Source organism: Sphingobacteriaceae bacterium, assembly GCA_002319075.1.
In the GTDB taxonomy this organism is placed as follows: Bacteria; Bacteroidota; Bacteroidia; order B-17B0; family Aurantibacillaceae; genus Aurantibacillus.
In genome coordinates this window covers 4,821,491-4,846,639 of record NVQB01000001.1, presented here as the reverse complement: position 1 = coordinate 4,846,639, position 25,149 = coordinate 4,821,491, and the positions used below count along the sequence as shown (strand labels likewise).

Genomic DNA, 25,149 nt, shown 5'->3' with positions numbered 1-25,149 from the left:
CGATTTCTAATCTCGTTCTAATCTCTTTGTTAGATTGCTCTAATGTGGCTTTTCCACTTTTGCATTCTAAACTAAAGGACATGTTAAAAACAATTCTCATTCCAACTGACTTTACTGTAGAATCGCTAACTATTTTGCATCAAGCTGTAGAAGAAAATGCCATTTTTGATTTAAGCGTGATTCTACTACATGGTCATCTTTTGAACGATTCTATTACCGACCTTTTGTTTTATTCTGACGATTCAGTTATTAAACCTCAGCTCACTCCAGAATTTTCGGAAGCCATATTGATTTTTAAGGAGCGCTACCGCGAAATCAAATCTATAAGTATTGATGTAACACATAGCATACAACAAGAGCCATTTAACCGTCTTTTGAAAACAAAAAAAGTAGACGAGATTTACCTGGAGCTGGGATATAGTTTGCGGCTTTCAAAAAAAGCATTTGATACTCTGCCACTTTTAAAAGAAAGTGGATTTCCGATAAGTGAGTTTGTGCCTAAAGAACGTCTATCGCAAAATATAATTAATCCAGATAAAACCAAATCAAACTATGTTACTCGATAAGAAACTTCCCTTCAGTTATATTATAACTAAGGCGAAGAGACATTTTATAATGGTGACTCTGATTTCAATCATTATCTACCTGATTCAGCAACAACTTATTAATTTTATTCCGCCAATTCCTGTTAGTATTCCTATTTTTTTAGGCACCGCAATTTCCCTGATTCTATCATTTAACCTGAACCAATCTTATGAACGCTGGTGGGAGGCACGAAAAATATGGGGGTCTATTGTAAACGATTCGCGCATGTTAGTAATGCAGGTTAAATCTTTTGATAAGACAAATGATCCTGTGTTACTTCAAAAAATCGCTTTCCGTCAAATTGCCTGGTGTTACTGTTTCGGGCAGTCACTTCGAAAAGATGAGCCTTGTGGAAACATCGCTCCTTTTTTAAGTAAAGATGATCTGGCTGCATTGGTTTCGCACACTAATAAACCTTTGGCATTAATGGACCAGCACAGTCAGGATCTGAAAAAATTAAAAGAGTCTGGAGGAATAGATATTTTTCATCACGTTCAGCTTGATAACACTTTGGTGCGTCTTGTAAACTCAATGGGAAAAGCTGAACGCATAAATACTACCGTTTTTCCTACAACCTACAGCTTTTTCATGCACATGCTCATTTATATATTCATTACTTTATTATCGGTTTCTTTGTCTGAAATTGATGGGCTTTTTGAAATCCCTCTTTTGATTCTAATTAGTGTGCCGTTTTTATTATTGGAAAGAACTGCTAAAGACATGCAAGATCCATTTAGTGGTTACGCCACGGATACCCCCGTTACAGCAATTGCCCAAACCATAGAAATTAATCTTCGTCAGCTTATTAATAATCAAGATCTTCCTAAACCTGTTGACATGAGTGGTTTTTATGTAGATTAAGGCTTTACGGGATAGGTAATTTATTTTGAGGGACTAATTTTCACCTTTAATAGTTTGCCCTTCGCAAAAAAGCCCGTATCTTTCCGCCCCTAAACATTCTTATGGCAACTACATCCGACATTTCAAAAGGCGCTTTTTTCAGATATGAAAATGAATTATTAAAGATTATGGATTATGATCATATTACTCCAGGAAAAGGAAATGCGATCTATTCTGTAAAATGTCGTAACGTAGAAACAGGAAAACAAAGTGAGATCCGTTTTCGTTCAGGAGAAAAAATTGATTTTATTCGTGTAGATGAAGAGGAAATGCAATATATCTATACCGAAGGAGATTTTTTGGTTTGTATGAACCAGGAAACTTTTGAGCAAATGCACATTCCTAAAATTTTATTTGCAGATAGCATTCAATTTTTAAAGGAAGGAATGATCCTTACAATACGCTTTGATGACAACCAAAAACCATTAAATGGCGATCTTCCTAAATATGTGGAACTGGAAGTTACTTACACAGAAGATGGAACTAAAGGAAAACTCTTAAAACCTGCTGAAGTGGAAGGTGGCATTTCTATCCAGGTTCCATTGTTTGTGAATATTGGCGACAAACTCCGCATCACTACCGAAAATGGTGAGTACGTTGAACGTGTTAAGTAACTTTTTTAACACGTTGCACTTTAAGCTACTACCTTAAATACTTTAAATCTAATAGATAACAACGTTAGTCTAAGTAATTGAGAAGCCATATGGCTCCCGCTGCTGCTGATTTAAACAGTCGTGTGGGACGTCCGGGTTTATTTATATTCAAATAACCTCTTCCAAGAATTTCCATCGCAAGGCCTTTAATAACAAAAGCATCGGCTTTTATGATTTTAGAAACTTCGTCTGAAGAGATATATTCCCGGGTCTCCAGGTCAAAACTGTTATCTTCCTCGAAAAGCACAAGGAAAAGACATTTTTCAGTTGTTTTGAGTGCTTGAATTACAGCAACAATATTCTTCGCATCGTTTAAACCAATCGTAAAACCTTCGTTAAAACGAATCTCGATTATATCATCCGGCCTTCGGCACAAACTATATCCTTCAAAATGCCTTGCGTCGGAGATCATATTTTCAATTTTTATAGTGCTCATAAAACGTGCTTAAAGACCTAGGGCGCTAAATATATGAAATTAAAAATAGTAGGGGCTTTTCCAGAATTTTATTTGTTCTGATAAAGCGATTGTCTATTTTTAGAACTTAAACACACTGCATGAAACTGATATCTGAAATTTTAATAGCCTGCGTGGCCATACTTCACATTTATATACTATGGCTGGAAATGTTTGCCTGGACCACGCCACGTGGCCAAAAAGCTTTTAAATCTATCCCGGCTGACCTTTTTCAAAAAACAAAAGCTTTGGCTGCAAATCAAGGTCTATATAACGGCTTTCTGGCCGCCGGATTAATCTGGTCACTGATTATTACAGACCCGGCATGGAGCGCAAATGTTGCTTACTTCTTTTTAGGTTGTGTGATGGTGGCGGGAATATACGGAGCGCTGACTGCACAAAAATCGATCTTATTTATTCAAACTATTCCCGCATCTATCGCGTTGATTTTTACAGTATTAGCTACACAAGCGTAACCTTTTTATTAAGCAATGGGCTTTCTAAACGCAATTCATCACGTTGCCATTATCTGCTCCGATTACGAGCTGTCAAAAAAATTCTATACAGAGGTTTTAGGTTTAAAAATTGACCGAGAGGTTTATCGTGAAGAACGGAGCTCTTATAAACTTGATCTCTCCTTAAACGGAGTATATGTTATTGAACTCTTTTCCTTTCCTAACGTTCCTGCCCGGCTAAGCCGACCTGAAGCCGCTGGGTTACGGCACCTTGCCTTTAGCGTTGACAATCTAGAAGAAACCCTGCGTAATCTTCGGCAAAAGAACATTGCTTTTGAAGATATTCGAATAGATGACTTTACAGGTAAAAAATTTACTTTCCTATTCGATCCTGATAATTTGCCTATTGAACTTTATGAATTTTAAAGAGGGGGTGAGTTATTTTTACTGAATTAAGGCCTTAAGCATATCATTACAATTAGCTGGTCCTTATTAATTTTAAACTAATATCTTGATTTAATTTGAAGTGCTTTCCTGATTAGAGTCGCTGCTGTTCAAATTCCAGGGTATCAAGTTTGCAGCTATAATTAAAACATGAAACTTTTTACCTCATTAATATTATTTTTTATCATGAGTACATCATCGTCGCAAAATAAAGTCACAATGGTTGACTTAAACAAATTCTCAGGTAAATGGTACGTTATAGCCACGATACCTACAGGTTTTGATAAAGAATGGGATTATACAACTGAAACCTACACCCTCAACAAAAAAGGGAAGATTGATATCTACACCACCTACTGCAAAAAAGGTGAGGAAAAAGAAAAGTCTGTTAAGTCAAAAGGTTTCCCCAACAAAGAAACATTTAATATCAGCTGGAAAGTGCAGTTTGTGTGGCCTTTTAAAGCGGATTACCTGATTGAAGAACTTTCGCCGGATTATACTTATGTAGTAGTTGGACACCCCAAAAAAAAGTTCTTATATATCATGAACCGAAGTGGTAAAATGGGCCAAATTCAATACAACGAAATTGTAGAAAGGTTTAAAGAAAGGGGTTACGACGTTTCAAAACTTCAAAAAGTAAAACAGGGTTTTTAGACCGAATATAATTTTTCACAAAAGTAATCCCAGTCTTTGTAGACTTCACTTCATCCCTGTATTTTAGCAACCAGCTATTTACAATGACGTCTATTTCAAAACTTAAAATCCTGGCAATTTCCGGAAGTTTAAAATCTACTTCTTCCAACACCACTCTCTTAAAAGCACTGTCCAGATATAAAACGGAGACCGTAGCGTTCACCATCTTTAAAGGGTTGGATGAACTTCCTCATTTTAATCCGGAGAAGGAAGAAGGCACTGACGCAGTAAAGCATTTTAAAGAGCTCGTCAAAAAAGCGGATGGTGTCATCATCAGCACACCCGAATACGCCTTCGGTGTACCGGGAAGTTTAAAAAACGCCTTAGACTGGACTGTATCTTCGGGTGAGTTTAATGAGAAACCCGTTATAGCTATTAGCGCATCTCCCATGTATGAAGGGGGCCTAAAAGCGATGACCTCGCTCCTGCTCACTCTGAGCGCTTTAGGAACAAAGATGGATGAGAAATCACATCTAAGTATTCCTAACATTTTAAAGAAAATAAATCAGGATGCGATTTTTTTAGAAGACGAAACAAGACAAAATCTTCTTACTCTTTATGATCATTTACTCTCAGTTATAGACAAAACTAATAACGAGGTTAACTTGGAATCGATCTAAAAATTGTAAAAGCCGACTACTTAATCTTTTCGTCGAGATTAAATTAGGTAACTTCACCCATCCGTTTATCACACATAATGAACAGGAAAGACTTTATAAAATCACTTGCCCTTTTACCTTTAGCAGGAAGCGCTATGGAATTAAACGACTTAACAAAACTCATTACAAGCTTTGGTAGTACTGACAAAATGCCGGTACTTTTTGTAGGACATGGAAATCCTATGAATGCCATAACAGAAAACATTTACAGTAAAAGCTGGGCAGAGATCGGAAAGAAACTTCCGGTTCCAAAAGCCATTTTATGTATTTCGGCACATTGGTTAACAAACGGAACTGCAGTTACGATGACCGATAAACCAAAAACTATTCATGATTTTGGCGGCTTTCCTGACCAGTTATTTGCTGTACAATACCCAGCTCCAGGGGCTGTGGATTATGCAAAGATGGCCATCTCTTCAGTAACCTCAACCAAAGTACACGAAGATTTTGAGTGGGGATTAGATCACGGTGCCTGGTCAGTTTTAAAAAACATGTATCCAAAAGCTAACGTACCTGTTTTTCAAATGAGTATCGATTATGGGAAATCGCCCGAATATCATTACAAACTTGCGCAAGAACTTTCTAATTTGCGTTCAAAAGGAATTTTAATTGTTGCCAGCGGAAATGTGGTTCACAATTTAGGTATGGTAAGTTGGGGCAACGAGGGTAAAAAATACGATTGGGCTTTAGAATTTGATGCCTTGGTAAAGAAAGGTATTGAAGACAATAATCCTGCTCCACTTATCGATTATCAAAAACTTGGGAAAATTGCCACGATGGCTCACCCAACAAATGATCATTATTTGCCTTTGATGTACGCCCTCGGCCTGAGATCGAAAACGGACAAGTTCGAGTTCTTTAATAACACTTTTGATCTTGGATCGATTAGTATGCGCAGTGTCATTTTTAGCTAAGTATATCATAAAAAAATCCCCGGCAAGTACCGGGGATTTCTAGTTCTATAGATTTATTTCTTGTCAAAACTTTTCCGTCAAAAAGTTACGCGGAAGGTAGCGATACCCTCAGCAGAAGCCTACTTAAGCTTATTACTCATCTCTACCGCTTTAGCATTATCTCCAGTTAAAAGATAAAGTTTACGAAGTGCCGACATTGTAGCACGATCATCGCTCTTAATCGCTAAAGCACGTTCCAGGTAAGGAATAGCTTTTTTATAATAAACTTGTGCATTAGCCTCATTTTCTTTTTGGTATTTCGCCATATCTGTAATCTTTTCAATTTTACGGGTAGAAAGATAACCACCATAGTTGTTATACATGGCTCCAAGATTATACAGCGAATTATACAAATACTCTTTGTTTGAAGGATTAAGATCAATGGCCTTTAAATAATTTTCTTCAGAACTAGTAAACAGCTCATTAAAATTTTTAGGTTTCTCTAAATCTTTACCAGTTACTTTATCTTTTGGGTTTGCCATGTTTTCGTAAATCTGCCCGATTATAAAATAAAACAAGGCATTCTTAGAATCTTTTTCAATAGACACTTTTAGATTTGCCAAAGCCTCTTCTTGACGCCCTTTTGATAAAAACAAATTGGTTTCCTGGGTTAACAAACCAATGTCGTCTGGAAAAGCAGTTCTTCCTTTTTTAAGAGTTTCAAGTCCTAAAGCCGTGTCTCCTTTTGCAAGCTGTGATTGATACATAGCTTCGTAATTGTAGGGTGAGGCTATTTTCACATCCACCATTTTCTTGTTGTACTCAAGAATCTTGTCGTTATTCTTCGTTTTAGCTGCAGCAATGCAGGCATTGTAAAAATTGGCTGTGTCTTTTGTTTTGTAAAGTACTGTATTGATTACAGCCGTTTTATAAAAGTAATCCGCAGCTTCATCGTATTTTTTTGCTTTGTATTTTCCGGAAGCAATATTTCCCGCTTCCATTTTTAACTGCTGCGCAGCAAGTGCAAATTTTAGTTCGTCTTCATCCAAAGCAGAGACACCTTTTTCCAAACCATTTTGAATGGTTTCTAAAAACTTTGGGTCCAGATCTTTTATAAGATTTAGTTCTTCAGAAGCTGCCTCAAAATCAGTTAACCCAATATTTCCATAGGCTGTCATCAGGCGCTCATTTTTATCTGAGATACTGGGTTCCAGTCTTTTTCTCTCCTGATCGAGATCGTATTGAAACTGAGCGTAACTGATACGTAATTTATAGGCGTGCGTCTTAGCCTGTTTCTTGGTATCTTCATTTGCCAGTGCCAAATCAATAGCTTCTTTTGCCTTGGTAAGATAGCTTATGTTTGGTTTTCCCTCTGTAACCGTTTCTTCATAGTCACTAAGACCTCTCCATGCTGTTTGCACTTTACTTTTCTGAGCAAATGTGCTTGTTGCTATGAGAACAGATGAGATTAAAATTACGCTTGAATATTTCATTGTTTGTTTTTAGATCTTTGTTTATTTATAATCGCCAGGTGAATTGTGAGCTTCTTATTCCGTTTAATAGTGAAGTAAGCTCTAAGTCATTATTTATATTTTTCTGCTTTTTCAGTATCACCTAATCTTAAAGTAATCTGGCGTAGAATTTTCTTGGTATTAGCATCTTTAGTTACCTCGTAAGAAGATTCAAAATAAGTGACAGATTTCTTAAAATATTCGTTCGATTTACTTTCGTATTCTTTTGTTTTAGGATCTTTCATGGCAAGAGCGTTTAATTTATCATTCCACTCTTTGGCCTGGCTGTAATATAACACCCCAAGATTATAATTGGCAGGTTCATAATCAGATTTTAATTCAAGTGCTTTAAGATATTCTTTTTCAGCATCTTCAAATTTTCCTGTTCTTCTGTAAACGTCGGCTAAAACAACATGCAGTACTTCATTATCGGGAGCAATTTCAATTGCAGCTTTTAATTTATCTTTTAAAACATCTGTTTTCTTACGTGCCATGTAAATGTCAATCTCGGTTCCAACCAGACTCATATTATCTTCAAACATCAACTTTCCTTTATCGATGTAACTTAAGGCACTGGCAGTATCTTTATCTAATAAAGAAAGTTTAATCATATCAGTATAAATCTTAACATCCTTATACTTCATGTCCATCAATTTGCCGGCGTATTCTTTTGTTTTTTCTTTATTAGCGGCAGATTTATACATTTCGAATTTTTCGAACATGATTTTTTCTTTGGTAATATTCTGGCGTTTCATGCCCTGGTCAAAATCGAATGGAAGAGCCTGTTCTAACAAATCATAACAATACAACGCTTTTTCATATTCTTTATTATAAGAATAGAAACCAGCCTTGCGTTTTGTGGCCGCCGCTGCAGATACCAAACTTCCTTTCGCGTTGTCGCTGTTAACATTATCGATGTAGATTTTTTCCTTATCAAATTTAAAGCAGTTAATGTATGCTTCAAGTGCTTTCTCCTCTGCCATCGCGTCGATTTCACGTATTTTTTTAGAGGTATCGCTATAAATAGCCTTATATACATTTCCTCTGTACAACCACATTTTTGCACTATTTTTTGTTGTTTCATGAACCGCCGCCGCATCAGCCGATTCCTTTGCTTTTACATAATCTTTATTTCTTAAGTAATTAGCCATATTCTGAACCTGCATATTTTGCGCAAATGCAATTGAGGTTAAAGAGATAAATACCAGGGTGATCAGATTTTTCATGTTTTTTATTTTATAGAATTTAAAAAAAACCACTAAGCTTTTTCAACTTAGTGGTTTTTATTTTTTGTGAGTTTACATTAATTTATATATAGACGCAAAGATTGCTTATTTACATAAATTAATCAATAGATATTTTCTTTAATTTAACCTTATTTAGTACCTCTTTGTTATTAGCGTTTTTAGCCTCTTTGTCTAATTGACTTTCGATTATCCATTTATCACCTACTACCACTGTGGTAAGCTTGTTAGAGTCGAAGTACTTTTTAATTTGTTGATTTAAATCATCCTTTGTCATGTTTTTAAGGATTTGATTCTGTTTAACAGTATAATCTTTTTCAAGGTTAAATCTGGCAATTGTAGAAAGAAAATCTGCTTTTTGATAAGGATCTTCATATTTGATTGCTTCAGTGTTTAAAAGAGCACTTTTTGTATAGGCAAGTTCAGCATCTGTAATCCCGCTTGCTTCATACTTTTTAAACTCTTTAATAATTTCTGCTAAAGACAAAGCAGTAGCGCTTCTTTTAACAGCTGCTGAAATCTGAAAGGTTCCACTGTATTTTCCACCATTAAATCCTGAACGGATACCATAAGTGTACCCTTTGTCCTCACGAAGATTTAAGTTTAAACGGCTATTGAATGCTCCACCAAAAACAAAGTTCGCAATTCTGTTTTTGTAGTAATCACCGGTTGCATCAAACTTTAACGACGGGTATCCCATAGTGATAATGGAAGATGGCGCTAATGCTTTGTTATAGATAAAGAAACGTGGTTCTGTTGGAGTAACTGGTTCAACAACTGGTTGTATTGCTACGTCCTTCGCAGCCCATTTATTTAAAAAATCAAGTTTTGCCAAAGCATCTTTTTCTTCAATATCGCCCACTAAAACAAGGTTACTCACCGATGGTGAATAATAATTGGCGTAATACTCTTTAACATCTGCCAGTTCTATATTGTCAATCGATTTTGTAGTTGGTGATAATCCCATTACAGAGTTACCATACATAGAGAAAGCAAACATTTTAGAAGCTGTTGTATTTGCGTTTGTTTCTTCGTCTCTCACGCTTTCTTTATATTGTTTCTTGGCAAGTTTAAAATCCTCATCACGGAAACCAGGATTTAATAGTTTTTCCTCCAGAATTTTTAAAGTTGCATCCAGATTCTTTTTCAAAGTGGTAACGCGAATGGTTGTAGCTGATTTTCCTGCAAAAAATCCGATTGAACTTCCTAATACATCAAGTTTAGAACTAATTTCTTCCGTTGTGAAATTTTTAGTTCCTTCATTCAACATGCTAGCTGTTAGTTCAGCAACGCCCAATTTTTTCAACTTATCAGCAGTAAGCACAAGACTACCACCTTCCATCGTGATAACGATAGTAACCTCAGGAGTTTCTGTGTTTTTTGTTCCAACAATGTTTAATCCATTTTTCATTTTGCTTGAAAAGTAATCAGGAACTTTCACTGTTTTTTCAGCGCCAGCAACTGGTCTTTGCCCTCTGTTGAATTTTTCAACAGCCGCAGTGTAAGATAATCCATTGTATTCAGGATTTGCGGGAAATGTTTGCCCAGCATATGGATTCACACTTTTTACAGAATCTTTAGGATCTACGATTGGATACGTATTTAATACGGCTGCTCCCGAGCCTTTAATGTATTTGTTGAATACACGCGTGATATCTTCTTTGGTTACGCGGGTATAACGGTCAATTTCGTCTGAAACATTTGATGATTTACCCAATAAACGCTCCCACTCAGAGATGGTTGCATTTTTACCCCAAACAGAATTCATTTGATCGTAAGCGCTTGTTTCAATCTGACCTTTGGCTCTGGCCAAAGCTTCATCCGTAATACCAACTATTCCAAACGTATCAATTGTACTTTTTACTCTTGCATCAATGTCTGTAAATAATTTTTCAAGGTTATAATCATCCGGTGGATAGGCAAAAATATCAATAGTAAATTCTCCGGAAAGTTCATCTGAATTATGATTAGCACTTGCCTGAACAGCTAATTTATTTTTCACAAAGTTTTTGTAGAAAATAGAGTTATTTCCTTGTCCCATCATAGCTCCTAATAAATCTAAAGCTGGCTCGTCGCGGTGGTATTGAGGAACCGTAGGGAATACACGTAAGTTTAATGGAAAGTAAGTCTTGTCCCTGTAAGCGGTATATTTATCTGTAGCAATTGTTACCGGAGCTACTCTTAATTTTTTAACCTCAGGACAAGGTTTTAAATCTCCAAAATATTTATCGATCATTGTTAAAGCGTCGGCAGATTTAAAATCTCCTGAAATACTTAAGATAGCATTGTTTGGTCCATACCAGCGCATGAAAAAATTCTTAACATCGTCAAGATTTGCGCGGTTAAGATCATCAACGTAACCAATAACAGGCCAGCTGTATGGATGTCCCGCCGGGTAAAGTGTTTTATTAATCTCTTCTACGTAAGCCATAGCATACGGCTGATTTTCTACGTTCTGAGATTTTTCGTTTTTCACTGCATCGCGTTGATTTTCGAATTTTTTTGTGGTTAATGAGTCTAATAAAAAGCCCATACGATCAGACTCCAACCATAAACCCATTTCTAAATAATTAGAGGGTAAAGTTTCGTAATAAACAGTTTTATCACGTTCAGTAAATCCATTCATGTCTCCTCCTGCAGTTGAAACCATTTTAAAATGCTCTTCGTCTGCAACGTGCTTGGATCCCTGGAACATCATATGTTCAAAGAAATGCGCAAAACCTGATTTACCAAGACTTTCGCGGTCTGATCCTACTTTATACGTCACCATAATATTTACTACAGGATCCGAGTGATCTTCATGCAATAAAATAGTTAAACCATTTGGTAATTTCCATCTTTCGTAGGGAATAACCACCTTATCTGTTTTTGCTTCTACTTTTTCTATTAATGTAGGTTGTGCGACCATAGCGCTAAAGCCTAAAAGACCCAGAGCGCCTGATAGTAAAATTTTTTTCGTCATTGTTTGGTTTTTTATGTTTTTGAACACTTAAACAAATTTAGTTCAGCGGCGCTAAATTACGATTCTGTTTTTGGTGGACAATTTTTTGATAAAGATAATTTTTTGAACGGTTTGTGAGATTCCGCTTTTAACTGATATTGTCCGTTGGTGTATTAACATAAAACTCAGAAATTAAATATCCCCCCTTTTGCGCATAAAAAAGGGAATTACCTTTATGATAATTCCCTCACTAGTTTTAAAACTTAAAATCCCTAATCGATTTTTTCTTCGGAAGTACCCGAGTCCTCTTGCGCTGGACTATCTGTTTCAGGCGTTTCTGCCACTGGTCCCGCGGTTTCTGTTATAATTCCTTCTGAGCTTACTTCTTCATCCTCTTCATGATCTACCTTTGTTACTGCAGCAATACTGTCGTTATCCTGAATATTAATCAAACGAACACCTTGTGTAGCGCGTCCCATAACACGAAGATCTTTCACGTTCATACGAATGGTAATTCCGTTTTTGGTGATGATCATTAAATCGTTAGCATCTGTAACAGATTTAATAGCCACTAAGTTTCCAGTTTTATCAGTAATGTTAATGGTTTTTACACCTTTTCCACCACGGTTGGTTACTCTGTATTCATCAATATCTGAACGTTTACCATAGCCTTTTTCTGACACAACCAATACATTAGCGCTCATGTCGGCAATACAGATCATTCCTATCACTTCATTTTTAGCGCCTTCTTCGTCGTTTAAATCAATTCCTATAACACCGCTGGCATTACGACCCATCGGACGAACTTTTTCTTCGTTAAAACGACATACTTTGCCCAATTTGGTAGCAAGCATAATTTCGTTCTTACCATTCGTTAGAGCAGCTTCTAATAAAATATCTCCTTCACGAATAGTAATGGCATTGATACCATTAGCACGCGGACGGGAATAAGCTTCTACAGAAGTTTTTTTAATGATACCTTCTTTAGTACATAAAATAATAAAGTTGTTCTGAATGTATTCTTCATCATTCAGATCTTTAATATTAATGAATGCTTTTACTTTATCATCAGGCTGAATGCTGATCAGATTTTGAATTGCTCTACCCTTACTTGTTTTATTTCCTTCCGGAACTTCGTACGCACGAATCCAATATACCTGACCTTTTTCCGTAAATAATAAAATGTAATTATGTGTAGAAGCAATAAACATGTGCTCTACAAAATCTTCATCACGGGTCGCTGTTCCCTTACTTCCTTTGCCGCCACGGTTTTGTGCTCTGTACTCAGCAAGATTGGTACGTTTCATATAACCCATGTGTGAAATTGTAATAACTACATTTTCATCTACAATCATATCCTCTATGCGAAGATCATCTCCTGCATAAACAATATCGGTGCGACGCTCATCGCCATATTTTTCTTTGATCTCTACTAACTCTTCACGAATGATAGAGAAACGCAAAGACTCATTATTTAAAATATCATTCAAGTGAGCAATGGTTTTCATTAACTCTTCATACTCTGCTTTAATTTTATCACGCTCAAGTCCGGTTAAAGTTCTTAAACGCATATCGAGGATCGCGCGCGATTGAATTTCTGATAAACTGAAACGGGAAATTAATTCATCGCGAGCAACATCAGGACTCTCACTCTCACGAATAATTTTAATTACTTCATCTAAATGATCGATGGCAATTAATAAACCTTGTAAGATATGCGCACGCTTCTCTGCTTGTGCTAATTCGTATTTTGTTCTGCGAACAACAACCTCATGACGGTGCTCCACAAAATACTGGATCATGTCTTTGAGGTTCAGCATTTGTGGGCGGCCTTTAACCAATACCACATTGTTGATAGAGAAAGAGGTTTGTAAGGCCGAGAATTTATAAAGATTATTTAATACCACGTTAGACATGGCATCTCTTCTTAATTCATAAACAATACGCATTCCTTCACGGTTACTCTCATCACGAATCTCGCTTATACCTTCAATTTTCTTTTCATTACAAAGTTCCCACTGACGCTTGATCATTTCAGCTTTGTTGATCTGGTAAGGAATTTCCGTAACAACAATGCGTTCTCTTTCACCAACAGGCTCAATATTTGCTTTTGCGCGTAGTACTACTCTACCGCGACCAGTATGAAATGCATCCTTCACCCCCTGGTAACCATAAATGGTTCCGCCGGTAGGAAAATCAGGAGCTTTAATATGTTTCATCAATCCATCAATGTCAATTTCTTTGTCATCAATGTATGCCAAAATAGCATTAATACATTCTGTCAGGTTATGCGGAGCCATATTGGTAGCCATTCCCACGGCAATACCAGATGAACCATTCATTAATAAAGCAGGGATACGTGTAGGAAGCACGGTTGGCTCAGTTAAAGAATCGTCAAAGTTGGGACGAAAATCAACCGTATCTTTTTCAATATCTGCCATCATCTCTTCCGCAATCTTGCGGAAACGTACTTCAGTATAACGCATGGCAGCCGGTGGATCACCATCTACAGATCCAAAATTTCCCTGACCGTCAACCAACATGTAACGAAGGCTCCAATCCTGCGCCATACGCACCATTGTATCGTATACCGACGCGTCACCATGCGGGTGATATTTACCTAATACCTCACCAACAATACGGGCAGATTTTTTATAAGGACGGTTATATAAGACACCTAAATCCAACATTCCATACAATACACGTCTGTGTACTGGTTTTAATCCATCTCTTACATCAGGTAATGCGCGCGACACAATAACCGACATCGAATAATCGATGTAAGCTGTTTTCATTTCATCTTCAATGTTAATAGGAATTATTTTCTCTCCGTCTGCCATAGTTGTTTTCTATTTGTTGTCTTAAATTTTTGTCGTTTCTGTGTGAATCGTTATGCTCTTTTGTCAGTCAATTTCATTTAACACTTGTAGCAAAAAAAACACAATTAAAATCTTCTTTTGAACCGATGAAAGTACCGAAAAATCAGCAAATAAAGCCAAAACTTATCAACAAAATCTTTGTTAAAAAAACCACTTTTGTAATTCCTCTTTCCACTTATTTAGAACTATTTTTGGTTTTGGCATTAAATATGTAACTTAACCAAACAAAACAAGGAAACTGATATATGGAAGCAAAATTTTCGCCCAGGGTAAAAGACGTGATTACGTACAGCCGGGAAGAAGCTCTTCGATTAGGGCACGATTATATAGGTATTGAGCATTTAATGCTTGGAATGATCAGAGATGGAGACGGTGTTGGGATGCGCTTATTAAAAAACCTGGGAATTGATTCTGCAGAGTTAAGAAGAAGCATAGAACAAAGTCTTACTCCTGGTTTACGCAAGTCTAACAATCTTGCAAATATTCCGTTGGTTAAGCAAGCTGAAAAAACGCTTAAACTCACTTACCTCGAAGCAAAAACATTTAAGTCAATTCAAATAGGCACCGAACATTTATTGTTGTGCATCTTAAAAGAAAATGACAATGTTGTAACAAAAACATTATTAAAGTACGGTGTAGATTATGATGCTGCGCGTGCTGAATTAGAAGGGTTCTTAGAGAATCCGGGCAAGATCGAAAACTCTGCTGCAGGTGGAGATGAAGACGATGCTGAAGAATCGGCCTTTGGCGGTGGCGGAAGTGGTGCCGGCGCTCAAAAGAAACAAGGAGAAAGCAAATCGAAAACACCTGTGTTGGATAATTTCGGAAGAGATTTAACCAAGATGGCTGAAGATGGAAAGTTAGATCCTGTAGTTGGTCGTGAAAAAGAAATTGAACGTGTATCGCAAATTTTATCGCGTCGTAAAAAGAACAATCCTATTTTAATTGGTGAACCAGGTGTTGGTAAATCAAGTATTGCGGAAGGTTTGGCTTTACGCATCGTTCAAAGAAAAGTGTCGCGTGTATTGTTTGGTAAACGTGTAGTGACTTTAGATCTGGCATCTTTAGTAGCTGGTACCAAATACCGTGGTCAGTTTGAAGAGCGTATGAAAGCGGTGATGAATGAATTGGAAAAAAGTCCGGATGTGATTTTATTCATTGACGAAATTCATACTATTATTGGTGCAGGTGGAGCAAGTGGAAGTTTAGATGCCAGCAACATGTTTAAACCGGCTTTAGCGCGCGGAGAAATACAATGTATTGGCGCTACTACATTAGATGAGTACCGTCAGTATATTGAAAAAGATGGTGCTTTAGAACGTCGTTTTCAGAAAGTAATTATCGAGCCTGCGACACAAGATGAGACACTTCAGATCTTAAATAACATTAAAGGGAAATACGAAGATCATCACAATGTAACTTACACAGAGGAAGCTCTAAAAGCTTGTGTAACTTTAACTGCAAGATATATTACCGACAGACATTTACCGGATAAAGCAATTGATGCTCTTGATGAGGCTGGAAGTCGTGTTCATATAACAAACATCAATGTTCCTCAAAACATTGTTGAGATTGAAGGAAAAATTGAAGAAATAAAAGAACTAAAAAACCAGGTGGTTCGCAGCCAGAAGTATGAAGAAGCCGCAAGACTTCGTGATACAGAGAAACAATTGCACGCACAATTGGAAGCTGCTAAAAAAGCATGGGAAGAAGAAACAAAACAAAATCGTGTTACCGTTACCGAAGAGAATGTTGCTGAAGTAGTGAGTATGATGAGTGGTGTTCCTGTTCAACGTGTCAACCAGAATGAAGGTGAGAAATTGATCAAGATGAATGCTTTATTAAAAGGTAAAGTTATTGGTCAGGATAAAGCGCTTGAAAAAGTGGTAAAAGCTATTCAACGTAACCGCGCTGGATTAAAAGATCCGAATAAACCAATTGGTTCTTTCATTTTCTTAGGTCCTACGGGTGTTGGTAAAACGCAATTGGCAAAAGTTTTAGCGAAACATTTATTTGATAATGATGATGCGTTAATCCGTATCGACATGAGTGAATACATGGAGAAGTTTGCTACAACCCGCTTAATTGGAGCGCCTCCGGGATATGTTGGATACGAAGAAGGTGGACAATTGACTGAAAAAGTGCGTCGTCGCCCCTACTCTGTTATCTTGTTAGATGAGATAGAAAAAGCACATCCGGATGTTTTCAATATGTTATTACAAGTATTGGATGACGGTATGTTGACAGATAGTTTAGGAAGAAAAATCGACTTCAAAAATACTATCATCATCATGACCAGTAACATTGGTGCCCGTCAGTTAAAAGACTTCGGTGTGGGTGTTGGTTTTGGAACAGCTACAAGAAAAGAAGGTGAAGAAGATTTATCGAAAGGTGTAATTGAGAGTGCTTTGAAAAAAGCTTTTGCTCCTGAATTCTTAAACCGTATCGACGATGTGATCATGTTTAACTCTTTACAAAAAGAAGACATACATAAAATCATAGATATCGAATTAGCAAGTCTTTTCGGACGTGTTAATGGCTTAGGTTTCATCATCAAAATTACAGATGCTGCAAAAGACTACATCGTTGAAAAAGGATATGATGCGAATTACGGTGCAAGACCATTAAAACGTGCCATTCAAAAATACCTTGAAGATCCTATGGCAGAAGAAATCATCAAAAGCAGCTTGTCTGAAGGCGATGAAATTGAAGTGGATTACAACAAAGAAAAAGATGAAATCGTTGTAAGTGCCCACAAGCCTAAAACTAAAAAAAGCAAAAAAGAAGATAAAGCTTAAACACTCTAAAATTAAAAACCCCGGAAAAATTTTTCCGGGGTTTTTTAGTTAGCAGAAGCAGGATTTTATTTTGAGATAATGAGTTTGGCGTATATACACTTTGATTCCAAAAAATAAAATCCCGGTGGCAAGTCAGTAACCATCCGATAAGAATCTTTGCTTGAGCCAATATTAAGTTTCTTTACACATTGCCCAGCTTCATTATAAATAGAAACTTCTGTTGGCTCATCCCGGTCAGAAATAATGGTGAAAGTGCCGTCATTAGGGTTGGGAAAAAACGAAAAGGACTGAAAATTTATTTTTGCTTCCTCGATTGCAGTGCAGGGTAAAACAGTAACCAGCATTGTAGTCCTTAAAGAGCAGGGTGTTGATGAAAAATAATTAGTAGTTTGAACAGTATAGTTTGTGGTTATGTTAGGTGAAACAGTAATTGCCTGAGTGTACAAGTTTGGCGGATTCCATGCATAAGAGTTAGCTCCTGCCACTGCGGTAAGGGTTATAGACTCGCCTTTACAAATGGTTGTAGGACGACTGGTCGATATATAAGGATTATAAACATAAACCGTTGCAGTTGCTGTACTGTAGCAATTATTAGAATTTAAACCATTTAGGCTATACACTGTCGTACTTGATGGATATACCACGCTTGATAAGGAATCTACAGGATTGTGATACCAGAAGTAGTTTGCTCCACCTGACGCTGTGAGCGTGGCTGCCTGGCCGGCACAAATAGAAGGGTTACTTACAGAAATGTAAATGCTAGAAGGTAAAACTGAAACTGTTTTAACAGACATAACGGTGCAGCCTGCAGATGAAGTGATATAAACAGAGTAGTTCGTTGTAACAGATGGCGAAACTATAACCATTGCGGTATTCATGTTGCCAGGCTGCCATACAATGGAAGTGAAATTGCCTGTCGCGTTTAATTGAACAGAGCTTCCTGCGCACTGCGACTGCGCATCGAGTCCTATTTGTGCATAAGGTTTATTAGGTATCACCTTACTATTTCCAGCTACGTAGCATGTACTACCATTAGTCCCCAGCACTGAATAACTCGTAACGAAATTCGGATTTACAATAATACTTGTCCCCTGGAAATTTCCAGGCTGCCAACTATAGGTTGTATTAGCGGCTGGTGATACTACCGAAAGAGTACCAGAATTAACACAACTGCTACTTGACACATAAACCAGCGGTAATCCATTAGCGGTATTTCCTACAGACACTTGCTGTATTGCTGTTTGAGGACAATTAATTGCATCAGTGTAAGTGTAAATAACTGCATAAATGCCATTTGTTAATGTGGAAGCTGAATTGAAATTATAGTGTGTAGTGGTTCCACTTGTGCTAGGTACCGTAATTGTGGAGATGCCAGGTCCGGAAAACGTACCTCCTTGCGGGTTAACGTATTGTTGGAGATTAGTCAGGCTTTGGCCCGTGCATATTTGTGAGGGTATTTTTAATTGAGGTGCTACACTACTCTTTCTTAACGAAACGTCATCTATCAAAGTATAGAAAAAGTATTCTCCAATCGCATTAATGCCAAGTGAACTTAAAAGGTGGTTGTAAGTAAGGTTTTTGTCCATCCCAATATATAACCAACTCCCGGGAGCCACTGCGGTGGCTGTGAATGTTATTGTATAGTGCTTCCAAGTATTAAACACGTTTGATAAAGTTACAGATTGTATTGTTGTTAATCCTGGATACGGGAACGTTTGGTAAGGCGACGAAATATATACGCTATTAGTTGCAAACGACAGTACCGCGCTTACAGAAGAGCTGTTAAAGCTTTGTGGGGGATAAGTAGTGGCATTGGTCATGTAATCGGGATCGGATTTTGAGCCGACAAACTGATAAGCCCAAAAACTAAGCGTATATGCCTGGTTATTTATAGTTGGGGAACCTAAATAATTTGCCAAACTCTCTGAGAGATCGAGCTGAGTATTTCCGGAAGTAATTGCGCCGCCCATTCCGATAACCGCGTTGTTCGGCGAACTATTAAAACTATCAAAAACAATAGTTGAACTATAGGTGTTATTTCCAAGATTCGCGGGAGGAGTGCTAGTTGTGCAGCCTCTTACAAATAAATCGGGAGACAAAGAACTTGCCAGCCAACAAGAAGCTAAAGTAGCTGAATTTAACGTGGAGCCACAGCCGGAGTTATTTTCAAACCCACCGTTCTGAACCAAGTCACAAGGTGACACCGATCCGCAAACACCAGTGGATTGTGCTAAGAATTTTCGCGGAATAATAACGCTAATAATGCAAAAAAGTGTGCGAAGTCCTATACTACTTATTGTTCTATTCATCAGAAATATTTGGGTTAAGAATGGTACGTGTGTAAAAGCTAAAATATATAAAAAAACATCAGGTTAAATACAATTTCGTCCAAGGCCGCAAAATCACACTCTAATATGTTGCGCATTGTGTGTGGAGGCTAAGAAACAGCCTCTTTTGCGGGCGGAATTTTTTTTGTACTTTTGTTTACCGATTTATTAAAAATGATAACCTTTAACGAACCAGATATCCTGGAATTGGAAATTACGGAGACCGTAACAAAAGAGGAGGCTGTGAAAGCGCTTATTCTTTACAACGACGATGTAAATACTTTTGACTTTGTTTCTGAATCGCTGATAAAGGTCTGTAAACACGACGCTATTCAGGCTGAACAATGCACTTACCTTGTTCACTATACCGGTAAATGTGTGGTTAAAAATGGCACCTTCAAAGTTCTCAAACCACTTTGCGAAGCGTTATTGGAAAGAGGTTTGTCGGCAAAAATCGAAGACTAATTAGTAATGGTAACATGCGCCAACTGGCCTCAATCTTGCATGTAAAAACAAAATTTAACTATGAAGACTATTTCCCTATCTATACTTAGCGTCGTATTATTTTACGGCTGCCAAACCAATGCAGTAACCGGTAAAAAGTCGCTGCAACTTGTTTCTGAATCAGAAATGATCAATATGAGTTTAACAGAGTACGATAAATTTCTCGCGCAAAACCCGCCACTACCTGCCACCGACCCAAGAGTCAGTATGGTAAGGAGTTGTGGAACCAGAATTCAAAAAGCAGTTGAACAATTTTATGCTCAGAAAAATGCCACAAAAGATCTGGAAGGATTTCAATGGGCTTTTAATGTCGTAGATCAACCAGATGTTAATGCCTGGTGTATGCCTGGCGGAAAAGTAGTAGTTTATACGGGCTTGTTACCTGTAACCAAAGACGAACAAAGTCTGGCCGTGGTAATGGGTCATGAAATTGCCCACGCAATAGCCAGACATGGAAGTCAGCGTATGAGTTCTGCTATGCTTGTACAAGGCATCGGCACCGGGCTTTCAATAGCCCTGTCACAAAAACCTGCTCTAACGCAACAGGTTTTCGCCCAGGCTTACGGCGTTGGTTCAACCTTAGGGACACTAAAATACAGTCGCAGTCACGAAACCGAAGCGGATAAAATGGGATTAATTTTCGCAGCTATGGCCGGATATGATCCTGAAGTTGCTATAGCTTTTTGGGAAAGAATGGCTGCAAGTGGCGGTGGACAAAAACCACCCGAATTATTAAGCACTCACCCGAGCGACGAAACGCGTATAAAAGATTTGAAAGCTTATATGCCGGAAGCTAAAAAATATTACAAGCCGCAATAATAAAAAAAGCGGTCCCGATAAAATCAGGACCGCTTTTTTTAACTCAGAATAGCTTAGCTTTCATAAACTATTTACTCAGTAGATAATTTAACAATGTATTCTTTTTTATTTGAACGGTTCCAGAAAGGAAAATAAAAGTTTCCCTTGTTGTCATTGTAAACACCGTTCGGCTCAAGTATTCCTTTATAAAAATCATCTTCTACCCTGTCTTTTAATGCGTTTTTATTAAAACCTCCTTCCGCAAAAAATCTGTAAAACACAGGACCATAATTTACTTTATCCGTGTTGATAGGTTTTATTTTATCAAAGTCTTTTGGGCTGGCCAGGTTAGTATTTTCAGGATCATCGTTATAGGCTAACAAAATTCTATCACCAGCCGCTGCGAAACACATATCCAGGTGTCCCCATGGATTAAGACCTATTTTTGTATGGAAAGGCAGGTTGTAGTTATTAAGCAGGGTGTCATTCTTAAAATCCATATAAGTAACATGTCCTATCGAAGATCCGTTAAATCCGCCCACTCTGTAGTCCATAGGATAAACCAATAATCTAGCCCGTCCATCTGCTACGACTGATTTTGTGCACAGATTACTCACATTCACAAAAGAAAAGTCTTTAACGAAAAGATCTTTTTGCAAAAGATTAAGAGCTTTTGAACTATTTTTAATTTCGAATTTACGCATGCTCACCACATACTCTTCTTTTGCCGTTTTGTCTAACTTAAAACAATAGCCGTAGGTAAAATCTGCAGCCTCCTGCACTTTTACAAAATTGAAATAATTTGCGAATTTATTTGTATTCACTTCAAGTATCTTTCCTTTAGTATCCGGAAATAATATGACGTGTCTAAAAAATTCCGGATCATTATAATTTATCAATAGTTCATAAGCAATAGCATTCGAATACAATTTCTCTGGTATAAAGCTATGCACGTAACTTTTTTCAGGCACCGAAAAAACAAACTGGTCAATCATATTAAGATTTTTATCTACAGTAGTTAATGAAAAATAGTGGTCTTTATAGTTGCCATAACTCATGGCGCAGCCTCCTCTTACAAGTATTTCATAATAATTTTCTCTTTCCATGATTTTGATCTGTGCGGGAATGTCTTTCACTAAATCGAATGAAAAACGTTTACCTGTTTCTTTTAGTTCAAGACTATTCGTCAGAATTTGTTTTGTAATCGAAACACTTTGGCCCGATCTTTCAACGGAAACAATTTCTATCATGTTGCCAGAATTAAAAAACTTCATAAAACGTTGATCGCCGTAACTATAATTTTCTTTTGGCAGCTTTACTTCCCCCAGGCGTTTTCCGCTTGCAAGATCCTTTAACCATATTTTGTCGTTCAGAAAAATAAAGGCTGAATCATGGCTTACTTTTAATATTTGAATATTATAAGGGTTAGCAATGTTTTCCATCCATACTATGTCGGGATTATAAAAAGTTTGACTGCTAACCGTAAAAGGCCACACAATGCATAACAGAGATGCAAGTCGTAAAAATGTATTCATATTTGTTTTGGGATTAATAGAAAACTGAAAAGTTTTATGCGAGTATTTTTTTAGCCAGGAGACAAGTCATATTGCCATCTTCATCAAAATCTTTTACTGTAACTGGTAAAGGCGTATTACAAAGCGAGAGATCGTAAGGCATTTTCACTTTCACATAATTTTGTGTAAAGCCGTACATAAACCCTTCCTTGTTTTCGTATTCAAAAATCACGGTTAATTCTTTGCCTTTCTGTTTTTCATAAAAAGAACGCAATTTTTTAGCGGATAGAATACGAAGCATTTTGTTTCTGCGCTTTCTTTCAGGAATAGGAATAACTCCGGGCAAATGAATAGCTTCGGTGTTATCACGTTCGCTATATGTAAAAATATGCAGGTAAGAAATATCAAGAGTATTCAGAAAATTATAAGTCTCCATAAAATGCTCGTCCGTTTCTCCGGGAAAACCAACAATAACATCTACACCAATACAACAGTCTGGCATCAGAGTTTTAATTTTTTCTACACGTTCGGCGTAAAGCTCCTTTACATACCGACGTTTCATCATTTTTAAAACAGGATTGCTGCCACTTTGCAAAGGCATGTGAAAATGCGGTACAAAGCGATTAGATTCACTTACGAAAGAAATGATCTCATCCTTTAATAAATTAGGCTCAATAGAAGAAACGCGTAAGCGTTCGATTCCATCCACCTGGTCTAAGGCTTTTACAAGATCAAAAAAAGTATATTCTTTTCGCTTCTTTATGTCGCCATCAATAAATTGACCATAGCCGAAATCGCCAATATTTACGCCTGTTAAAACAATTTCTTTAACTCCGCTCTCTGCAATCTTTTTTGCATTTGTCAACACATTTTCAATAGTATCACTTCTACTCTTTCCTCTTGCCAAGGGAATAGTACAAAAAGTACAGCTGTAATCACAACCATCCTGCACCTTTAAAAACGAACGCGTACGATCATTGGCGCTATAGGCTCCCACAAAAAAATCAGCCTCAGAAATTTCACAATTGTGAATTTGCGCGTGCGTTTGTTTTCCGCTAAGATCTATGTAGTTTAATAATTTAAATTTTTCGGTAGCTCCCAAAACCACATCTACACCTTCTATCCTCGAAATCTCTTCGGGCTTTAGCTGAGCATAACATCCTACAACTGCAATAAAGGCTTCAGGATTTTTAGCAAGCGCCCCTTTAACGATCGCCTTGCATTCCCTGTCAGCATTCTCCGTTACAGAACATGTGTTTATCACGTAAACATCTGCAGCATCATTAAATGTTTTTTTCTCAAATCCTTTTTCCTGGAATAGACGTGCTATGGTAGATGTTTCGGAAAAATTGAGTTTACAACCCAATGTGTGAAAAGCGACTGTTTTACCGGAGAAAGACATGCGGCAAAGATACTACTTTTTTAAAAAATACCGTGTCAATTTGAATGATCGATCGGCCTGCTAAGCAGACTTTCCGGTTTTTTATTTGTTTGTAAAAGCCTTGATTTTATAGTATCTTTATCCTCTTTTAAATTTTATGGAATTAAATGCATTAACCGCAATTTCACCTGTTGACGGTCGTTATAGAAAAACTACAGAAGCTCTTGATATTTATTTTTCAGAGTACGGATTAATCAAATACCGTGTGTTGGTAGAAATTGAATATTTTATTGCTTTATCTCAGGCCGGCTTACCTCAATTACCAGAGATGAATGCTTCACAAAAAGAATCTTTAAGAAACATTTATAAAAATTTCACGCTTGAAAACGCCTTGAAAGTCAAGGACACCGAAAAAACAACTAACCATGATGTTAAAGCGGTAGAATACTTTATCAAAGAAAAGCTCGAAGAACTTAATTTATCCACCTATACAGAATTTGTACATTTTGGTTTAACCTCGCAGGACATCAATAACACCAGTATCCCTCTTTCATTAAAAGAGGCTTCTGAAAACGTTCTGGTACCTGCTATTAAGGGCATTATCGAAAAAATTACGAGTTTTAGCCGTGATTGGAAAGACGTCACTTTGTTGGCCCGAACTCACGGGCAGCCTGCCTCTCCAACCAAGCTTGGAAAAGAGTTTTACGTATTTGTGGAGCGCTTGAACAATCAACTCGACCAACTTACAAAAATTCCTTTTTCCGCTAAATTTGGTGGCGCTACCGGAAATTTTAACGCCCACCAGGTAGCTTATCCTACAAACAACTGGATAGCATTTGGAAATGATTTTGTAAATAAAACTTTGGGATTAAGCCGTTCACAATTCACCACACAAATTGAACACTACGATAACATTGGTGCTTATTTTGATGCTTTAAAACGTATAAATACAATACTTATCGATTTTTCTCGTGATGTATGGACTTATGTGAGCATGGATTATTTTAAGCAGAAATTAAAAGCCGGAGAAGTTGGTTCATCTGCTATGCCTCACAAGGTAAATCCTATCGATTTTGAAAATGCGGAAGGAAATTTAGGAATTGCAAATGCCTTATTGGAACACCTTTCTGTAAAACTTCCGGTATCTCGCCTGCAAAGAGACTTAACAGATAGTACAGTACTTCGTAACATTGGTGTGCCACTTGCCCACTCTCTTATTTCCTACTCCAGTATTCTAAAAGGATTAAATAAATTAATTCTTAACGAAGGGGCGCTTAAAGAAGACCTTGAAAACAACTGGGCGGTGGTTGCTGAAGCCATTCAAACCATTTTACGAAGAGAAGGCTATCCTAAGCCTTATGAAGCTTTAAAAGACCTTACGCGCACCAATACTCACATTACACAAGAATCCATGCATGAATTTATTGGCGGATTAAATGTTTCTGATGCAATAAAAAAAGAATTAAAAGCAATCACTCCTCATAATTACACAGGTACCAATCCTAATTTTTAAATC

General features: G+C 37.2%; 21 protein-coding genes. 13 read left to right on the top strand and 8 right to left on the bottom strand.

Features of this window, described 5'->3' with window-relative positions:
• The first annotated feature begins 80 nt into the window (after positions 1–80).
• The 3 genes from CNR22_20975 to efp all read left to right on the top strand — a co-directional run bounded on the left by CNR22_20975 (position 81) and on the right by efp (position 2,099).
• Positions 81–566: a hypothetical protein gene (locus tag CNR22_20975; protein ID PBQ34142.1), complete on the top strand. Its 486-nt coding sequence runs from the start codon at positions 81–83 to the stop codon at positions 564–566.
• Positions 553–1,446: a hypothetical protein gene (locus tag CNR22_20970; protein ID PBQ34141.1), complete on the top strand. Its 894-nt coding sequence runs from the start codon at positions 553–555 to the stop codon at positions 1,444–1,446. The genes CNR22_20975 and CNR22_20970 overlap by 14 nt, the downstream gene beginning before the upstream one ends.
• 101 nt (positions 1,447–1,547) lie before the next feature.
• The gene (gene efp / locus CNR22_20965) at positions 1,548–2,099 is read left to right on the top strand and encodes an elongation factor P (GenBank protein ID PBQ34140.1); all 552 of its coding nucleotides are present in this window, start codon (positions 1,548–1,550) and stop codon (positions 2,097–2,099) included.
• A gap of 64 nt (positions 2,100–2,163) precedes the next feature.
• Here the strand turns inward: efp and CNR22_20960 are convergent, their stop codons facing one another.
• On the bottom strand, positions 2,164–2,574 hold the full coding sequence (locus tag CNR22_20960; protein PBQ34139.1) for a hypothetical protein: 411 nt from the start codon (positions 2,572–2,574) through the stop codon (positions 2,164–2,166).
• Positions 2,575–2,693: 119 nt separating this feature from the next.
• Between CNR22_20960 and CNR22_20955 the strand changes: the two genes are divergently transcribed.
• From CNR22_20955 to CNR22_20935, 5 genes are all read left to right on the top strand, one after another.
• Positions 2,694–3,068, top strand: coding sequence for a hypothetical protein (locus CNR22_20955; GenBank protein PBQ34138.1), 375 nt, complete (start codon positions 2,694–2,696; stop codon positions 3,066–3,068).
• Positions 3,069–3,083: 15 nt separating this feature from the next.
• Positions 3,084–3,473, top strand: coding sequence for a hypothetical protein (locus CNR22_20950; protein ID PBQ34137.1), 390 nt, complete (start codon positions 3,084–3,086; stop codon positions 3,471–3,473).
• A gap of 237 nt (positions 3,474–3,710) precedes the next feature.
• Positions 3,711–4,145, top strand: a complete 435-nt coding sequence (locus tag CNR22_20945) for a hypothetical protein (protein ID PBQ34136.1) — start codon at positions 3,711–3,713, stop codon at positions 4,143–4,145.
• An 83-nt stretch (positions 4,146–4,228) separates the two neighbouring features.
• Positions 4,229–4,804 carry a flavoprotein gene (locus CNR22_20940; protein ID PBQ34135.1) on the top strand — a complete coding sequence of 192 codons (576 nt, stop codon included), beginning with the start codon at positions 4,229–4,231 and terminating at the stop codon, positions 4,802–4,804.
• Between the two features lie 134 nt (positions 4,805–4,938).
• Positions 4,939–5,757: a 4,5-DOPA dioxygenase extradiol gene (locus tag CNR22_20935; protein ID PBQ34969.1), complete on the top strand. Its 819-nt coding sequence runs from the start codon at positions 4,939–4,941 to the stop codon at positions 5,755–5,757.
• Positions 5,758–5,876: 119 nt separating this feature from the next.
• Here the strand turns inward: CNR22_20935 and CNR22_20930 are convergent, their stop codons facing one another.
• The 4 genes from CNR22_20930 to CNR22_20915 all read right to left on the bottom strand — a co-directional run bounded on the left by CNR22_20930 (position 5,877) and on the right by CNR22_20915 (position 14,272).
• Positions 5,877–7,229 (bottom strand): hypothetical protein, encoded by a 1,353-nt coding sequence (locus CNR22_20930; GenBank protein PBQ34134.1) that lies wholly within the window; start codon positions 7,227–7,229, stop codon positions 5,877–5,879.
• A gap of 89 nt (positions 7,230–7,318) precedes the next feature.
• On the bottom strand, positions 7,319–8,473 hold the full coding sequence (locus tag CNR22_20925) for a hypothetical protein (protein ID PBQ34133.1): 1,155 nt from the start codon (positions 8,471–8,473) through the stop codon (positions 7,319–7,321).
• Between the two features lie 118 nt (positions 8,474–8,591).
• Complete coding sequence (locus tag CNR22_20920; GenBank protein PBQ34132.1) at positions 8,592–11,453, bottom strand: peptidase M16; 2,862 nt, start codon at positions 11,451–11,453, stop codon at positions 8,592–8,594.
• Positions 11,454–11,704: 251 nt separating this feature from the next.
• A complete protein-coding gene (locus CNR22_20915; GenBank protein PBQ34131.1) occupies positions 11,705–14,272 on the bottom strand; it encodes a DNA gyrase subunit A in 2,568 nt (855 codons plus the stop codon).
• Between the two features lie 29 nt (positions 14,273–14,301).
• Here CNR22_20915 and CNR22_20910 point away from each other — a divergent pair, with 29 nt between their 5' ends.
• Positions 14,302–14,526, top strand: a complete 225-nt coding sequence (locus tag CNR22_20910; GenBank protein PBQ34130.1) for a hypothetical protein — start codon at positions 14,302–14,304, stop codon at positions 14,524–14,526.
• Positions 14,527–14,556: 30 nt separating this feature from the next.
• Entirely contained in the window at positions 14,557–17,109 is a 2,553-nt protein-coding gene (locus CNR22_20905; GenBank protein ID PBQ34129.1) for a Clp protease ClpC, read from the top strand.
• A 65-nt stretch (positions 17,110–17,174) separates the two neighbouring features.
• On the opposite strand, the gene CNR22_20900 is transcribed toward CNR22_20905, so the two are convergent.
• The gene (locus CNR22_20900; GenBank protein PBQ34128.1) at positions 17,175–19,418 is read right to left on the bottom strand and encodes a hypothetical protein; all 2,244 of its coding nucleotides are present in this window, start codon (positions 19,416–19,418) and stop codon (positions 17,175–17,177) included.
• Positions 19,419–19,610: 192 nt separating this feature from the next.
• Between CNR22_20900 and CNR22_20895 the strand changes: the two genes are divergently transcribed.
• Entirely contained in the window at positions 19,611–19,901 is a 291-nt protein-coding gene (locus tag CNR22_20895) for a Clp protease ClpS (GenBank protein ID PBQ34968.1), read from the top strand.
• 60 nt (positions 19,902–19,961) lie between these two features.
• Complete coding sequence (locus tag CNR22_20890; protein ID PBQ34127.1) at positions 19,962–20,759, top strand: peptidase M48; 798 nt, start codon at positions 19,962–19,964, stop codon at positions 20,757–20,759.
• Positions 20,760–20,830: 71 nt separating this feature from the next.
• Here CNR22_20890 and CNR22_20885 read toward each other — a convergent pair whose 3' ends face one another.
• The gene (locus CNR22_20885; GenBank protein PBQ34126.1) at positions 20,831–22,273 is read right to left on the bottom strand and encodes a hypothetical protein; all 1,443 of its coding nucleotides are present in this window, start codon (positions 22,271–22,273) and stop codon (positions 20,831–20,833) included.
• A 34-nt stretch (positions 22,274–22,307) separates the two neighbouring features.
• Entirely contained in the window at positions 22,308–23,654 is a 1,347-nt protein-coding gene (locus CNR22_20880; GenBank protein ID PBQ34125.1) for a tRNA (N(6)-L-threonylcarbamoyladenosine(37)-C(2))-methylthiotransferase MtaB, read from the bottom strand.
• 136 nt (positions 23,655–23,790) lie between these two features.
• Here CNR22_20880 and CNR22_20875 point away from each other — a divergent pair, with 136 nt between their 5' ends.
• Entirely contained in the window at positions 23,791–25,146 is a 1,356-nt protein-coding gene (locus tag CNR22_20875; GenBank protein PBQ34124.1) for an adenylosuccinate lyase, read from the top strand.
• Positions 25,147–25,149 lie beyond the last annotated feature (3 nt).